This window comes from Glycocaulis sp. (assembly GCF_052168375.1).
Lineage (GTDB): Bacteria > Pseudomonadota > Alphaproteobacteria > Caulobacterales > Maricaulaceae > Glycocaulis.
In genome coordinates this window covers 1-14,441 of sequence record NZ_JBQLZR010000281.1, presented here as the reverse complement: position 1 = coordinate 14,441, position 14,441 = coordinate 1, and the positions used below count along the sequence as shown (strand labels likewise).

Sequence of the window (14,441 nt, the reverse complement as noted above, 5' to 3'; positions counted from 1 at the left end):
CCCCGCGCCGGGCTTTGCTTTGAAATACCCCAAAAAATCAAGTGCTTGAGCTATCGCGCGGGTCCTCCTGGGCGCCTTTCCCGTATACGGGCGGTCAAAGCGCGGGATTTTGCCAGACACACAGGCTTTCAACATCGTTGACGGGTTGACGGTTAGCGCTTGACGCTACTGTGCGGACAGGCCGTTCCCGGCTTTACAGGGGAGGGCCATCGCATGGACGACGCCAGCCTTCCGCTCCTCGAGCGCACGCTGCCGGATGGCCGCCCGGCCTTCGTGAAGTCTGCCGGCCCGTACGCCCGGCTTCTCGGCGCGAGCCGCCAGGCGGGCAAGAACTGGAACGATTCGGGCCTTATCGCCTGGGTCACGGATCCCGCTACCGGCAACCAGATCGTCGACGTCGCCGCCAGCGACCGCCGCCGCCATGACCAACAGAACCCGCTGAAGCGCGCCACCCCCGCGCTCGCGGCCTCGGGACCGTCCGCTCCAGGGATGCCGGCGGACGGTCCCACCCTCTTCACTGATCGGCCTGACCCGGCGAGTTCCCGCCCGCTGGATCAGGCTGCGCCCCGGCCGTCCTCCGCTCCTGTCCCGCCCGGGACGGCCGGGGCATCCCCTTCCGACGCAGACCCCCAGCAACTGCGCGTCCATCACCAGAAGGAGGAAGGCCAGGAGCTCGACAACGCTCTCAAGCGCGTCCGCCTGGCCAAGGCTCTTGGTGAGCTAGTGAGCCTGGAAGAGCGTCGCGCGGCCGAGACAAGCCGTATGCGCCGCCTGCGTGACCGGTTGATGGCCCTGCCCGTGGCGCTCGCTGACGAGCTCAACCCCGGCAACCCCGCACATGCACAGGCGATCCTGCGCCGCGAGCTCCGCCAAATGCTAGAGCAGCTGGCCGACGAGCTGGCTGCCGACGCCCGCCGCGAATGGGGCGATGTATCTGACGCCGATACTGGCACCGACGAGGCCGCCGCTGACGACCGAGAATCCGTCCCGGTCTCCCGGCCGACCAGTTCGACCAGCGAGTTGATCCATGCCTGACGGCTCTGTCTTCGCGAGGGATGTGCGCCGCAATGGCCTTGCCCTTGAACTCGCCGCCATCGACGCCCTGCGCCCGGACCCACCGGTCAACCTGCTCAATTGGACCATCGCCCACCGCATCTTTCCCGATGACAGCCCCCAACCGGGCGCCTACCGGCCAGAAACCGCCCCTTATCTGAACGAAGTCCTGGAAGCCTGTAGCCCCGAGGGCGAGGCCGAAGAAATCACTGTCATCAAATGCGCCCAAAGCGGCGGGTCAGTGGTTGCCGAATCCTTCATCGCCGCGGTGGGGTCAGAGGTCGGCGGGGCAGGCATGATCGTGCACCCCACGGTCAAGGCGGCCAAAGACTGGAACGAAGAGAAGTTTGAGCCGATGGCCGCCTCCACTCCCCGCCTCTCCACCGATGGGCCCGGCGGCGTCATTCCGCGCCAGGCGCGCGAGATGGGCGGGTCCAAGGGTGATCGCATACGCTTTCGCGACAGGGGCTTCTTCAAGCTGGCAGGATCCAATTCGGCCGCCTCCCTGCGCCAGTCTTCCATCCGCTTCATTGTGCTGGACGATCTCGACGCTTTCGCCGCCGACGCCGATGGCGAAGGCGATCCTGAACGTCTTGCCTTTCAGCGCTCCAAGACGTTTCGCAAACAGGGCACTGCGCGCACGGTTAAGGTCTCCACCCCGCTTATAGCGGGCGCCAGCCGTATCCAACGCAATTATGAGCGTTCAGACATGCGGCGCTACTATCTGCGCTGTCTGGGCTGCGCCGCTTTGGTCGACTGGGACTGGGAAGACATGCAGGGGGTCGAGGACGCCCCCGATAACCCGTGGGTTGCCTGCCCGTCCTGCGGAGAGATCCACCATCAGCCTCAGCGCCGCGCCATGATCGCTGACGGCATGTGGATACCCACAGCCGCCCTGCCGGCCCCTGATGGCCAGCCCGTCAAACCGCCTAAGGCAATCGAACCCGGTGATGTCGATCACTGGCGCAACCGCGATATGGGCGCTCTCAAACGCCGCCGGGGCTATTGGATCACCGGCTTCATCAATGTTTTCACCTCGTGGTCGGCCCTCGCTCGCGGTTGGCTCGACGCCAAGGGGGATCCCGACGCGGAGAAAGTGTTCCTCAACACCGATGTGGGCCACGCGTACGCGGTCAATACCAAAACGCCCGAATGGGAGAGCCTTGCCGCGCGTAAAAGTGCCGAATTCCGCCGGGGCGAGGGCCATGCTGGCGCACTGGTTTTCATCCTCAGCGTGGATGTTCAGCGTGACGGGCTCTACTGGCGTATCAATGGTTATGCGCGCGGCGTACAGCAATTCAGTCTGGATTGGGATTTCCTGCCGGGCGAGACGGCTATTGCCAACAAGGGGGCGTGGCTGGGCCTGCGCAAGATTGCTGATGGAGGTGCGCCGCTGGCGGGCGGCGGACGTTGGCCCTTCGACGGCATAGTCGTGGACACGAATTACAACACCGATGCGGCCAAGGATTTCGTGGCCCGCTACCCCAACGCAATCGGGATCAATGGCGCGGCGGGGTGGGGCAAGCCGGTGATCTACCGTGTCGAAGAGACAGCCCTCAAACAGTCCGGCAAGAAAAAGCGCTTTGGCGGCCAGAAGGTATGGCATGTCGGCACGTTCACGGTGAAGAACACGCTTATCGCCAGCTATCGGAACACGGTGGCTGGGCCGGACGAAACCGGTCTGCCCACAGGCTATCAACACTGGCCGTATGACGCCGACGACGATTTCTTCAAGCAACTTACGTCCGAATATGTGGACGAGAGCAAGAACCGCCACGGGCGCATCACAAAGGAATGGAAGGCGCGCGGCGCGAACCACTATTTCGACTGCGATGTCTACGCCTACGCCATGTTGGTGCATCTCCGCATGCGCGACGGCAGCCGCGGTCACTGGGAAGAGGCGGACTGGGCCGAACGCGAAGCGGCCCTGGCCGCTGCTGGCGTCGATCAAACCGACCTTTTTGCCTCCCGCCAAACGACAAGACCCAGCGAACGCCGTTCGCCGGAAAGCGTGGAAGATGCCTTGCGGAAAATGGCCAGGAACAATCGGGGAGACAGCTAGATGCGCACGCTTGCCGAGATCGATGCCGATATCGCTGCCTTTCAGGCCGCGCGCCGCAAGGCGCTTCTTGGCGAGGCGGTGTCTTCCATGAAGCATGGCGACCGGGAAATCCGATTTGAAGGCGGAATGGAAAAGCGGGTCCAGATGATCGACGCCGAACTCCTCAAGCTCCGGCACGAACGCAGCCAGCTGACCGGCGAGCGTTCGCCCATGGCCGCGTATCACCCGCGCGGGATGGGAGCACGCTGATGGCCGTCGCAACCGCGTCCCGCCCCCGCCACCGCGTGAAGGCAGGCAGCCGCCGCCTTGAGGCATCGGCGGGCACGCTGACCGAGAATGTCCGCTCGCGCACGGCCTTTCAGGCTGGCGACCCGCTCGACCAGGCCATGTCGGGCTGGTCGGGCAGCCGGGGCAGCGCTGACCGGGACTGGCTCAGCAGCCGCCTGACCGCTGTCGCCCGTTCGCGGGATGCGGCGCGCAACGATCCGCTCGCCGCAGGGCTGGCGCGCCGCAAGCGCGCGCATGTTGCGGGCTGGGGCTGGCTGTGTCAGCCGCGCCCGGACATGGCTGCGCTGGGCATTGATACGAGCACGAAGGCCGGCAAGGCCAGCCGCGACCGGCTGATCCGCTCGATGAAGCGCCAGTGGAAGTATTTCGCGGACGATCCGATTTTCCGCTGCGATGTCGAGCGCTCCCTCGATGCGGATCTTCTGCTGATGCTGGCGACGACCCACAAGGTCGTCGATGGCGAAGCGGTTGTCCTCATCTGCTGGAAAGAGCGCACCGACGGTTTCCGCTATTCCACCTGCTTCCAGATCATCGATCCCGACCGGCTGGCAAACCCGATGGGCCGCCCGGATAGCGACCGGCTGCGCGCCGGCGTCGAGCTGGATGAGGACGGCGCGCCGGTCGCCTATCACTTCCTGCGCTCGCACCCGGCCGATATCGGCTTCGGGCTGGGCAGCCTTCAGACCGACCGCGTTCCGGCGCGCGAAGACTGGGGCCGCCCCCGCGTGCTTCACCTCTTCGAGAAGCGCCGGGCGGGCCAGCATCGCGGCATCGGTGATCTCGTTGCCTCGCTGCGCCGCTTCCGGACGCTGGAAGCCTATACCGACGCGGAGCTCCGTTCGAAGGTCGTGAACGCGCTCGTGCTCGCGCAATACACGTCCAGCATGGGCGGCGAGATCCTCGCGGAGATTTTCGGCGGCGGAGAGGCTGAAAAGCTCATGGCGCTGCGAAGCAGCTTCTATGAGGAATCGGGTCTTTCGGTCGCTGGCAGCCGCGTCATCAATACCTTCCCGGGCGACAAGCTCGACCTGAACCGGCAGGCCCGCGAGTCCGGTGATTATGCCGACTTCGCCCATGCCATCGCAGCACAATGCGCTGGCCCCGCCGGATCGACCTACGAGATGATCACCGGGGATTTTACCCGCCATAATTACAGCTCGGGCCGGATGAGCCTCGGCGAGGCCTGGCGTGAAGTCCTGCTGGAGCGTGAAATCACTGCCAAGCAACTCATGACCCCGCTGCGCCTGTGCGTGCTGGAGGAGGCGTTCTACGCCGGTCACCTCGATCTGCCGGACAGTGTGCCTGATTTCTGGGAAGAGCTGGGTGCGTATTCGGCCTGCGAATGGATCGGCCCGCCGCGTGGCGCGATTGATCCGGTCAAGGAGCCGACTGGCCATGCCCTGCGCCTCGGAAATCTGTCGGCCAGCCCGCAGGAGATCGCCGCCGAAGACGGCCGCGATTTCGACGAGGTCCTCGAGGAAACCGCCGACGCGAAAGAGCGCTTGCAGGCCATGGGCCTCTCCATGGCTGACCTTGGCCACATGATCGGGGCGGCCTCGCAGGCGCAGGCGCTCAGCGGTGACGAAGACATAGCGAGCTAGCTGCCTCGGCGCCGCGCACCTGAAACGGAGATCATCATGTTCAAACGTTCCGGGGCGCGGCGCGCCTCGCTCCTGGCGTCTGCCGGGCCGATCCTGCTTGCCCTGGCAGAAGGCTATGATGACGCACTCGACCGGCTGAAACGTGCGCCGTCGCGGGCGCTCACCGACGAACCTTCGGGCCTTGCCGGTTGGCTGGGCCGCAGCGCTGTTGCCATGGCCGGGCTGACGCAAGCCGCGCCTTCGCGTCCCGACGCGCTGGCCGAAGCGGACTGGTCGGGCGGCTATTTCCGCACAGGCGACCTTGCCGTGATCATGGTCGAGGGCGTGCTGACGCCAAAGGGATATTACGACTGGTGGGATGAGTGCTGGACGCCGGGCTATGCCGATATCGGTTCGGCGGTGCTTGAGGCACAGCGCGATCCCGCCATCAGTGCCGTCCTCCTGCATATCGACAGCCCGGGCGGGCTGGTCAGCGGTCTGGACGAGCTGGGTCAACTCCTGCGCGAGAACAGCGCACGCGCCGGTGCCAAGCCGCTCGTGGCCTTCTGCGCGACGGCCTACAGCGCGGCCTACTGGATCGCCGCTTGCTGTGATGCGGTCTACGCGCCGCGCGGGGCTGGCATCGGGTCGATCGGCGTGCGCATGGGCTGGTTCGATCTTTCGGCCATGCTCGAAAAAGAAGGCGTCCGCCGCGAGGAATTCACCTCGGGCAAGTTCAAGGATAGCGGCTCGGCCTACCGCCCTGTGCGCGATGATGAGCGCGCCCGCTTCGAAGCGGAAATATCCACGTATGCGGGCTTCTTCTTTGACGCCGTATCGGCGGGCCGGGACATGTCTGCCGACGCCCTGCGCGCTCTCGAGGCCGCGACCTTCACCGCCGGCGCGTCCGGCGATCTTGATCCACAGGCAATCGGTCTGATCGACGCCGTGCTTTCCGGGCACGAGGCGATCGAGGCCGCGCGCCTTCTGGCCGGGGCGGGCACTGGCCGCACCGCACCGGCTGAAAATCCTGCGGCCGCAGACAAGGAGAGCTCCATGGGAGTGGAAGCCGAAATCGCGGCCCTGCGCACCAAGGCGGCAAAGGGCGACGCTGAAGCAAAGCGCCGCCTTGCCGCCATGGGCGTGCCGGTGACTGCACCGAAGGCGGGCCGCACGTCCGCTGAAGGCGAGGACCGCACGTCCGAGGACGAGGAAAAGGACGCGGAAGACGAAGACGATCCGGAGGCCTCCGAGGAGGAAGAGGAAGCCGTCAACGACGAGGACACGGACGCCTCTGACGATGAGGAAGAGGCCGAGGACGAGGACGAGCCGAAATCGCAGGCGAATGCGGGCCGCAAGATTGCCCGTATCGCAGCGCGTCAGGGCAAGCCTGGCATCGGTGCCCAGCTCGCTGTTGACGTGGCCGCCGGCGAGACCAGCTACAAGGCCGCCCTGCGCACGCTGAAGAGCGCCGCCCGGGAGGGCTCGCCGCTGGCCACTGCCATGGCCGGTGGCCGGGACGGGCTGAAGCCCGCCCGGTCAGCCGATGGCAATCCGGCAGCCAGCCGCACCAAAAGCCTGATGGCCGCGGTTGATCGTCAGGTGAAGCGCAAGCCCGCCTGACGCCCCCGCCAACCCTTCACAGGGTCCGCACACTCCAGAAAACTGAAAGGAACCAGCCATGTCTGGACTGCTCACCGGCCGGGATATCACCGAGCCGCGCGTTGAATCCGATATCATCAAATCGGAGCATGACCCGTTTTACTGCCGGGAGAATTTCACCCTCCTCGCCGGAAGTGGCGGGGTCCGCACGATCGCTATCGGCACCATCCTCGGACTTGCCGGAATGTTGTCTATCGCCAGTGCCGCCAATGGCGGCAATACGGGTAATGGCACGGTGTCTGCCGCGGCGGCACTGAAAGCGGGCGCCCAGGTCGGTGCCTATGCGGTCGAGTTTCTGACCGCCACCACGTTCGCGGTCTTCGACCCCTCGGGCAACCGCCTCGCCGATGGCGCTACCGGTGCAGCTTACGATAACGGTCAGATCGGGTTCACCATCACGGCCGGTGGCACGGCGTTCGAAGCGGGAGACGGCTTCACCATCACGGTGTCGAAAGCAGCGGGCAAGGCCGTTGCCGCGACGCTGGATGGTGTGGACGGCTCGCAAATTGCGGCAGGCGTGGCCGTGCGGTCTGCAAGTGCTGCGGACGGGGCCGATGGCCGGGTGTCGGCGATCGTGCGCGGTCCTGCCGTCCTCGCCCGCAATCACCTCGTCTATCCGGCCGGGGCGACGGATGCCCAGAAGGCCCGCCTCGAAGCAGACCTCGAGGCGCGCGGCATCATCTTCACGACCGCCGCGTAAGGCGCTCGCGCCGTTTCTCCACACAACCCGGCCACAGCGCCGGCGCCTTCGGGCGTTTTAGAGAAGGATCCGAACTCATGTTCGAACACTTTTACGACTCCACGGCGCTGACGACCGTGGTCAACCGCGTGCCCAATGTCTACGGACTGGTCGGCGCACTCGGTATCTTTGACGACGAACCGATTGGCTCGACGAAAGTCGAAGTCCGCGAGGATGAAAACGGCGTCATCGTGCTGGAATCCAGCGAACGCGGCGGGAAAGGCCAGAAGGCTGACCGTCCGCGTGGCCGGACCAAGACTTTCGACACGGCGCATTTCGAGTTCGAGGACGCCATCACCCCGCGCGATGTGCAGGACCGGCTCATGGTCGTCGGTCAGGATAAAGTTCCGGAAAGCATCGAGTATGCGACAGCGAAAGTGCTGCGCAAGCTCGCCAAGAGCCACTACCAGACCCTCGAATGGCTCCGCGTCGGCGCTCTGAAGGGCAAGCTGCTCGATGGCGACGGTTCGACCGTGCTGCTTGATCTGCACGACTTCTTCGGCAAAGAGCGCAAGGACGTCTATTTCGATCTCACGAATGCCAATGCCGACCTGATCGCCAAGCTGGAAGAGGTGTCTGACCATATTGGCCAGAACCTCAATGGCGAGGTGATGACCGGCGTGGGTGGCCTCTGCGATACCGATTTCTTCAATCGGATCAGCCAGCATCCCAAGCTGGAGAAATACTATCTCCAGCATCAGGCCGCGCTCCAGCTCTTGAACCCGGAACGCAATTATCAGGGCAATAACTGGGGCCGGATCTGGGACATCAACGGCATCGTCAAGCTCATCGAGTACAAGGGCAAGGCACCGCTGAAAGGTGGTTCGCAATCCTTCATCGGTACGGGCGAGGTGCATTTCTTCCCTGTGGGCACTGAAGACACCTTCAAGACCGCGTTTGCGCCCGCGGACACGCTTGACCAGGTCAACGCTGCGCCGGGCCTCGAAAGCGATGAGGATTTCGGGGACTTCTTCCAGCTCTTCGCCTCGGCGGAAGTCCGGCCTCACGGCAAGGGCGTGGACATCTACACCGAGTCCAATCCGACCCCTTACGTGAAGCGGCCTGAGCTGCTCGTGTTCGGCAGCAAGCTGGCGACTGCGCCGGAATAGGCCGGTCGAACTATCCGGCAATCAGAACCGGCCAGCGAACGCCGTTCGCTGGCCGGGTTTCACGATGCGCAGTGCGCTGCGCCTCGCGATGCCCGGCCAAAGTGCCCAGCCATGTTGCGCGGCTGAGAGGATTAAAGAGCGCAACGCCACCCATGGAGAGCGTCATGTGACCGCCCAGACGGCCCGGCTCCGTGCCCGGCCGCGTGGTCCTGCTGGAGGTGAACATGCAATCCTTCGATCAGCTCTTCAGCCAGTCACTCGAACAGATCTACGCCGCCCTCGGAACGGACAAGGGCGTCGCCTACCGTCCCGCCTCAACGCCGCTGAACGCCCCCGCGGCCCTCTCCGTCACCCTGATCGTCAGCAAGTCGGCAGAGGCCGTCATGGCGGGTGAATACCAGGGCGGCAGCCGCGCCCAGACCGTCACCGTGCGGGTGATGGAAAAGCCTTTCCGCGCCGAGTCCCTGCGCCTTCGCGCGAACGACCGCTTCACGCTGATCGCGGACGGCAGCTTTCCGGCTGGCTCGGTCCTGACCGTGCTCGATGCGCCGGTGCTTGACGATCACGAATACCATTTCGGTGTCAGCGTGAGCGCAACTTAGTGCTGCTCCGCACGTCCGTGCGTCGCGCCTCGCATGAGCTCGGGCGGCCTTTGGCCTAGCAGGCTGCAAAGCAGCCTGAGAGCGCGGCCGCGCGCCGGGCACTGCCTGTCCCCGCGCAGGCGGGGATTGCCCGCACCGACCGAACGGATGTGAGGGAGGACAGGAACAATGTCCCTTGGCCTCGATCTCGCCATCATGGGTGATCTGACGGCGGACATCGAAGCCACGCTCGCCGATATGGAAACCGCCGCCATGGCGGCGGCAGATGAAATCGCGGACTGGGGCAAACAGCAGCTGCGGCAGGATATCATCGGCGCCGGGCTGGGTCAGAACGTGGCGCGGTCCTGGCGCAGCGTTGTCTGGCCGGACAAGCGCAATGCAAGCACTCTCGGGCCGACCATAGGCTGGTATTCCAAGGCGCCACAGATCATCGAGGCGTTCGCCTATGGCGCGGAAATCGTCCCGGCCAATGGCTCACGCTTTCTTGCCATCCCGACCGAACATGCCCCGCCGCCCCCGAACATGCGCTCGCGTTTCGGGCGCTTCGCGGTCAGCCGGGCAAAGCGGGTGGAGGCGGCTGAACGGAAATACGGGCGTCTGCGCTATGTCTTTCCGCGCGGCAAGCGCTTCGGCCTGCTGGTCGCTGACGGCCTCATGGCCACACGGGGCAAGCGAGGTCCGGGCTTCCGGCGCGCATCGGATGCTGCCCGCCGCGGCGGCCGGGTCATCAATGGCGTCGTGATGTTCGTTCTCGTGCCCCGCGCCATCATCCAGCGTCGGCTCAATGTCGGGCGGATAGAGGACATGATCGAGCGTGAAGGCGTGGCGCGCTTCGCCGCCGCCTTCGACCGGATCACGCAAGCCCACTTCCCCGAGTATGCGGAGGCCGCATGACCGACATCGACACGGTGGAGGCGGCGCTGAAAGCCTTCCTCGAAACGGCGCTCGCAGACGTCTCCATGGCCCCGGCTGGAATCCTGCTCAACGATCCGTCGATCGATGATCTGCAGGAACCGGACGAAGGGCAGGGCTGGCTCCCGCGCATCGCCCTGACGCGGCGCGAGACGCCGCCTTCGGAGGCCATGACCGGGCCAGTGATGGCCTATGAGATCGACCAGCCCTTCATCCTGTCGGTCGAAGTCGCACACGCGGGTCCGGACGCCGCAAGCCGCACCGCCGCCTTTACGCTGGCCAAGACCCTGATGGCCGCGATGAGCGCGGCCTTAGAGGCAGACCCGCGCATTGGCGGCGCTGCCGACTGGGTCCGCCTGACGGGCCTCGAAACCCACACCGAGCGCGTCAATAACGCGCCCAATCACACCATCCAGAACGCCGCCATCTCGGCGCTCTTCATCGCCTCGACGCCTGTCGGGGTTTAAGCAAGGAGAAACTCCAATGGCTCGTAAACCCGCAGCAAAGAAAGAGGATGGACTTCCTCTCGAGGACGCCGCCAAAGCGCCGGCAACCGCAGACGAAAACCAGACGCCCGCCACCTCGGCTGACGAAGCCGCGAAGGACGCCCCGGATGCGCAGCATCCGCAAGGCGAAGAGCCGCCCGCAGCGGAGGGTGAGCCTGCGAACCCGGAAGCGAGGAACGAAGCCCCGGATGGGGCTGAGGATCAGGAAGCAATCGCCTCTGGCCCGGCGGTCGCCTTCCTGCTGAAGGCCTGTACGCTTGGCCAGCCGGGCGAAGTGGTGCGTGTCAGCCATGCCAAGCTGGCCGCGCTGGATCTCGCCGAGGGCAAGGACTGGCGCGCCGCTACCCCGGCCGAGATTGCCATCGGCGCCTAGTGGCGCGGGGCCGACTTGTGCGCAGCCCCGGCTTACGCCGGGTCTCGCCGCGCGGGCCATCCGGCCCGCAGCGTTCCGCCCATTAGGGCGTGCGGCCCTTGGCCTTGCGGTGGCTTCGCCACCGGATCATCGCCCTCCAGCCCACTTTAGTGGGCTGCAAGCCCGACCGGGCGCCCGCGACTTTTCGCGGAACATCGCAGCCCGGATGGGCTGCGTAACCAAAGAGGACTTTCACCATGACCGCTCCTGCGCTCGGCCGTCAGGCCGTCTTGCACATGCTTGCCCAGGCCGCCGCAGGGACGGCAGCGACGGGCAATTACCAGCCTGCCTGGTATAATCCGCCCCTCTCACCGGGCTACGCCAAGCCGTTCCAGGCCGATAACCGGATCGGGCCGGGCGCACACAATCCGCTTGACCCGATCGCCCCGGCCCCGGGCCTTGTCAGCCTCAGCCCGCGCATCAATGTCCCGCTCTGCCTGAACCATATCGGTCTCTGGCTGCCGCACCTGTTCAAGGCGGCAGCACCCGCCGAGGACGATGGCGTCTACACCCACGTCTTCACGAGTGACGCTCTCGAGCACGAGGGCGTCTCGCTGGCCTGGCAGGATGTGGATGGCTGGCGCCTGATGAACACGCTGACCCTGTCCTCGATCTCGATTCCGATGGGGCAGGAGCAGGGCTATCGCGCCGTCGATTTCTCCGGCATGGCGGCGGATATCGCCAAGCCTGTCTCGTCGCCTGTCGGCACGGCCCTGACGCCGCTGGCCCTCGCGCTGATGCCGGCATCCTTGTGCGGCATCCGCCGCAACGGTGTGGCGGTCGGCCAGATCCAGTCCGGCACGTTCCGCTACAGCCGCACACTGGTCGAGGACCGTCCTGCCCGCCTCGCGGTCGGCACGGCGGAGCGCTTCATCCCCGATGCCAATCCGGAAATCACAGTCGATGCCACGGTGCGCGTGACAAGCGGGGCGTTCTACGACGATATCAACTCGCCCCAGCCCTACGAGTTCGAGTGGCGGATCAATGACGACCTGACGCTGATTGCGGCCTGCCCGGCCCTGCGCGTGGCTCCGTTCGAACGCGATATCGACGGCGTCGGCACCCGGGTGCAGACGATCTCGATGCGCGGCGAACAGACCAGCTCTGCCCCGGCTGTCACGCTCACCCTGAAGAACGGCATCGCTGCCTATCCGGTGGAAGCATGATCACGATAGGCGTCACTCCGAAAGCTGCCTATTGGGCTGACCTCGCCAATCCGTCGCGCCGCCTCGAGCAGGAGGCTGCACCGGATGACGGGCAGTGGATCCGGGTCCGCGCTCTGACCCGGCAGGTCGAGACCGCTGTCAGCGTGGCCGCCTTCCGGGCCGTGCCCGTCCGCGACCAGGACGAGGCGGAAGAGGTCTTCCAGACGCGCGCGATCGCCGCGTTTCAGGAACTTGGCTTCGGCGATCTTCTCGGCAAGCTGGGGGTCGAGGCCACGGCCTCGGCGGTCGTGGATGCGCTCCAGTTGCGGGCGCTGGGCCGTGCCCTGCTTCTGGACTGGGCGGGCATCACGGATGAAGAGGGCGAGGCACTGCCGTTCGAGCCGACCCTGATTGCGCCTGCCATGGACAATCCGGCGTTCGCCGCCGCCTTCAACGCGGCTATCCGCGCGCCCTTTGCGCGGCTGGGCCGGGAAAAAAACGGCTCCGCGCCCTTGGCGAATATCTCGGCGCCGGGGGTGGAGAGCGATGCAGGGGATGCCGCTTCGCAGGAGATGCCTGCAGCAAGGGCGGACGCGTCTTCGATCCAGTAGCCGAGGTGCGCGTCTACGCGCTCTGCCCGCAGGTCGAGCACGCCCCGCGCACGCTCGAGGGCCGCGCCGTGCTCGACATGGTGCTGGGCGGCGGCTGCATCCGCACCGGCTTTGCCGGCATGGAAGGCGTCGACCTGCCCGCCCTTGCTGATCGCCTGCCGGATATGGATCGCGATGTCCGGACCGAACTGGCCCTCGCGCTCGAGGCCGGTCTGATGGCGGGGATGTCGAAGAAGAAATCGCAGGCTTTGTCCTCCACCTAGTTACGCCCTCAGCGCCGCAATCATCTCAGAATGTCCCGGCGAACGACGTTCGCCGCAAGCGCAACCGCGCGCCCGCACTCATGCGCGGAACCGGCGGCCTTCAGGCCGAGGAGGTGTAAATGTCTCGTGGACAGGTTGCCATCCGGCTCTCCCTTCGTGATCAGGAAGCCTTCCGCCGCCAGATGGAGGCGATCGGCCCGGATGCGGAGAAAACCTTCGACCGGATGATGCGGGCTGCACGGCCTGTTGATCAGCGCCTGAAAATCATCGACCAGGCGGCGAACGATCTGAAATCCAGCGTTCAGGATCTCGGGCGTCAGGCCGGACCCGCAGGCGCCTTCCTGACCACGCTGGGCGGACCGCTTGCCTTGGCGGCAGCTGCAGCGCTCGGCGCGGTTGCCCTCGCCGTGCGCGAAGTGCTCGTGCTGATGGAGCGCTCGCGCGAGGCCGCGGCCTATGCCTCGGGCCTTGAGGACACGGCTCGCGCTGCCGGTGTTGCCATGAGCGCCGTTCAGGACATGGCAACCACGGTCCAGCTTGCGGGCGGCAGCTTTGAAGCGGGCACGCAGGCGCTCGAACAATGGGCGATCCGGCTGGGCCGCGTCCGGGCGCTGGGGCAGGGCGAAACCTTCGACGCGCTGCAGGTCATGGGGCTGGGTGCGGACAGCTTTGCCGGCATGAATGCGGCCGAGGCGCTAGACCTCGTCATCGAGCGGCTGCTCGAGATCGATGATATCAGCACGCGCCTGGCACTGGCCGACCGGCTGGGCCTTGCCAGCATGAGCGAGCTTCTGCGTCGCAATGCCGATGATGTGCGCAATTTGCGGGTCGAGGCCGAGAGCATCAATACGGCGTTGAGCGAGGCGACCCTGCGCCGCTTGGCGGAAGCCGCTGATGAGATGGATCGCCTCCGGACGCGCCAGGAGCGCGCCGAAGCGGTTCAGGGCGCGGCGGCAGTAGAACTGGAATTGCGGCGGCAACGCGCGCTGACGGCACTGGAAGAGCGCAAAGCGGCGCTGTTTGCCCGGCGCCTGCCGCTCGAAGAGCGAACGGCTGAGATGCTAGACGCCCAGCGGATTTCGCTGGAAGCCCAGATCGAAAATCTGCGGCTGATGGGACCTGAAATGCGCGGCATGGCTGATGCCGCCGCTGCGGAACTGGACCAGATCATTCAGCGCCGCGCCGATCTCGCCGATGAAATGGAACGGGCGGCGGCGGCGGCAGAACGTGAAGCGCGTGCCATGGCGACGGTGCCCGAAACCGGATTTCGTGGACCGTTTTCTGATCCAGATGAAGCTTACCGCCCGCCCCCCGGTCCGCCCGAACTGGACCTGACCCGCCGCCGCCAGCTGGAAGCGCTGGTCGAATCCTCGCTGCGCAGCCTGATGACGCCGCTCCAGCAGGTGGCCGAGCTGGAAGCGGAGCTCAATCTTGCCCGCGAGAACGGCATCGAGATCACCGAAGCCCAGATCGCCCGCATCGTGCAATTGCGCCGCG

16 protein-coding genes are annotated in these 14,441 nt (G+C 65.9%); 15 read left to right on the top strand and 1 reads right to left on the bottom strand.

Translation table 11 applies throughout. From position 1 onward, the window contains the following. Positions 1 to 213 precede the first annotated feature (213 nt). The 7 genes from ACTS2Z_RS11405 (at position 214) to ACTS2Z_RS11375 (ending at position 8,493) form a co-directional block, all read left to right on the top strand. Positions 214 to 1,035 carry a hypothetical protein gene (locus tag ACTS2Z_RS11405; RefSeq protein WP_442573331.1) on the top strand — a complete coding sequence of 274 codons (822 nt, stop codon included), beginning with the start codon at positions 214 to 216 and terminating at the stop codon, positions 1,033 to 1,035. Beyond that, on the top strand, positions 1,028 to 3,115 hold the full coding sequence (locus ACTS2Z_RS11400; protein WP_442573330.1) for a terminase gpA endonuclease subunit: 2,088 nt from the start codon (positions 1,028 to 1,030) through the stop codon (positions 3,113 to 3,115). The genes ACTS2Z_RS11405 and ACTS2Z_RS11400 overlap by 8 nt, the downstream gene beginning before the upstream one ends. After that, positions 3,116 to 3,364: a hypothetical protein gene (locus ACTS2Z_RS11395; protein WP_442573329.1), complete on the top strand. Its 249-nt coding sequence runs from the start codon at positions 3,116 to 3,118 to the stop codon at positions 3,362 to 3,364. It begins immediately after the preceding gene. Beyond that, on the top strand, positions 3,364 to 5,004 hold the full coding sequence (locus ACTS2Z_RS11390; RefSeq protein WP_442573328.1) for a phage portal protein: 1,641 nt from the start codon (positions 3,364 to 3,366) through the stop codon (positions 5,002 to 5,004). Before ACTS2Z_RS11395 ends, ACTS2Z_RS11390 begins: the two co-directional genes overlap by 1 nt. A 36-nt stretch (positions 5,005 to 5,040) precedes the next feature. Beyond that, positions 5,041 to 6,606: a S49 family peptidase gene (locus ACTS2Z_RS11385; RefSeq protein WP_442573327.1), complete on the top strand. Its 1,566-nt coding sequence runs from the start codon at positions 5,041 to 5,043 to the stop codon at positions 6,604 to 6,606. Between the two features lie 58 nt (positions 6,607 to 6,664). Continuing rightward, a complete protein-coding gene (locus ACTS2Z_RS11380; protein ID WP_442573326.1) occupies positions 6,665 to 7,345 on the top strand; it encodes a head decoration protein in 681 nt (226 codons plus the stop codon). Positions 7,346 to 7,422: 77 nt separating this feature from the next. After that, entirely contained in the window at positions 7,423 to 8,493 is a 1,071-nt protein-coding gene (locus tag ACTS2Z_RS11375; protein WP_442573325.1) for a major capsid protein, read from the top strand. A gap of 10 nt (positions 8,494 to 8,503) precedes the next feature. Here the strand turns inward: ACTS2Z_RS11375 and ACTS2Z_RS11370 are convergent, their stop codons facing one another. Beyond that, positions 8,504 to 8,719: a hypothetical protein gene (locus tag ACTS2Z_RS11370; protein ID WP_442573324.1), complete on the bottom strand. Its 216-nt coding sequence runs from the start codon at positions 8,717 to 8,719 to the stop codon at positions 8,504 to 8,506. Here ACTS2Z_RS11370 and ACTS2Z_RS11365 point away from each other — a divergent pair. The 8 genes from ACTS2Z_RS11365 to ACTS2Z_RS11330 all read left to right on the top strand — a co-directional run. Beyond that, positions 8,718 to 9,095, top strand: a complete 378-nt coding sequence (locus ACTS2Z_RS11365; RefSeq protein ID WP_442573323.1) for a hypothetical protein — start codon at positions 8,718 to 8,720, stop codon at positions 9,093 to 9,095. The genes ACTS2Z_RS11370 and ACTS2Z_RS11365 overlap by 2 nt on opposite strands. A gap of 168 nt (positions 9,096 to 9,263) precedes the next feature. After that, a complete protein-coding gene (locus ACTS2Z_RS11360; protein WP_442573322.1) occupies positions 9,264 to 9,989 on the top strand; it encodes a DUF6441 family protein in 726 nt (241 codons plus the stop codon). Then, a complete protein-coding gene (locus ACTS2Z_RS11355) occupies positions 9,986 to 10,474 on the top strand; it encodes a hypothetical protein (RefSeq protein WP_442573321.1) in 489 nt (162 codons plus the stop codon). The genes ACTS2Z_RS11360 and ACTS2Z_RS11355 overlap by 4 nt, the downstream gene beginning before the upstream one ends. 16 nt (positions 10,475 to 10,490) lie before the next feature. Beyond that, positions 10,491 to 10,886, top strand: a complete 396-nt coding sequence (locus ACTS2Z_RS11350; protein ID WP_442573320.1) for a hypothetical protein — start codon at positions 10,491 to 10,493, stop codon at positions 10,884 to 10,886. Positions 10,887 to 11,122: 236 nt separating this feature from the next. After that, positions 11,123 to 12,091: a phage tail tube protein gene (locus ACTS2Z_RS11345; protein ID WP_442573319.1), complete on the top strand. Its 969-nt coding sequence runs from the start codon at positions 11,123 to 11,125 to the stop codon at positions 12,089 to 12,091. Beyond that, entirely contained in the window at positions 12,088 to 12,681 is a 594-nt protein-coding gene (locus ACTS2Z_RS11340) for a hypothetical protein (protein ID WP_442573318.1), read from the top strand. The genes ACTS2Z_RS11345 and ACTS2Z_RS11340 overlap by 4 nt, the downstream gene beginning before the upstream one ends. A 5-nt stretch (positions 12,682 to 12,686) precedes the next feature. Further along, entirely contained in the window at positions 12,687 to 12,944 is a 258-nt protein-coding gene (locus ACTS2Z_RS11335) for a hypothetical protein (RefSeq protein ID WP_442573317.1), read from the top strand. 119 nt (positions 12,945 to 13,063) lie between these two features. After that, positions 13,064 to 14,441, top strand: a 1,378-nt coding sequence (locus ACTS2Z_RS11330) for a hypothetical protein (RefSeq protein ID WP_442573316.1), incomplete at its 3' end; no start/stop codon positions are given.

Excerpts from the sequence above, each read along its gene's own strand:
- ACTS2Z_RS11385 (WP_442573327.1), top strand. The coding sequence starts at position 5,041 with ATGTTCAAACGTTCCGGGGCGCGGCGCGCCTCGCTCCTGGCGTCTGCC.
- ACTS2Z_RS11340 (WP_442573318.1), top strand. The coding sequence starts at position 12,088 with ATGATCACGATAGGCGTCACTCCGAAAGCTGCCTATTGGGCTGACCTC.
- ACTS2Z_RS11390 (WP_442573328.1), top strand. The coding sequence starts at position 3,364 with ATGGCCGTCGCAACCGCGTCCCGCCCCCGCCACCGCGTGAAGGCAGGC.
- ACTS2Z_RS11355 (WP_442573321.1), top strand. The coding sequence starts at position 9,986 with ATGACCGACATCGACACGGTGGAGGCGGCGCTGAAAGCCTTCCTCGAA.
- ACTS2Z_RS11345 (WP_442573319.1), top strand. The coding sequence starts at position 11,123 with ATGACCGCTCCTGCGCTCGGCCGTCAGGCCGTCTTGCACATGCTTGCC.
- ACTS2Z_RS11405 (WP_442573331.1), top strand. The coding sequence starts at position 214 with ATGGACGACGCCAGCCTTCCGCTCCTCGAGCGCACGCTGCCGGATGGC.
- ACTS2Z_RS11365 (WP_442573323.1), top strand. The coding sequence starts at position 8,718 with ATGCAATCCTTCGATCAGCTCTTCAGCCAGTCACTCGAACAGATCTAC.
- ACTS2Z_RS11400 (WP_442573330.1), top strand. The coding sequence starts at position 1,028 with ATGCCTGACGGCTCTGTCTTCGCGAGGGATGTGCGCCGCAATGGCCTT.
- ACTS2Z_RS11360 (WP_442573322.1), top strand. The coding sequence starts at position 9,264 with ATGTCCCTTGGCCTCGATCTCGCCATCATGGGTGATCTGACGGCGGAC.
- ACTS2Z_RS11370 (WP_442573324.1), bottom strand. The coding sequence starts at position 8,719 with ATGTTCACCTCCAGCAGGACCACGCGGCCGGGCACGGAGCCGGGCCGT.
- ACTS2Z_RS11375 (WP_442573325.1), top strand. The coding sequence starts at position 7,423 with ATGTTCGAACACTTTTACGACTCCACGGCGCTGACGACCGTGGTCAAC.
- ACTS2Z_RS11350 (WP_442573320.1), top strand. The coding sequence starts at position 10,491 with ATGGCTCGTAAACCCGCAGCAAAGAAAGAGGATGGACTTCCTCTCGAG.
- ACTS2Z_RS11380 (WP_442573326.1), top strand. The coding sequence starts at position 6,665 with ATGTCTGGACTGCTCACCGGCCGGGATATCACCGAGCCGCGCGTTGAA.
- ACTS2Z_RS11395 (WP_442573329.1), top strand. The coding sequence starts at position 3,116 with ATGCGCACGCTTGCCGAGATCGATGCCGATATCGCTGCCTTTCAGGCC.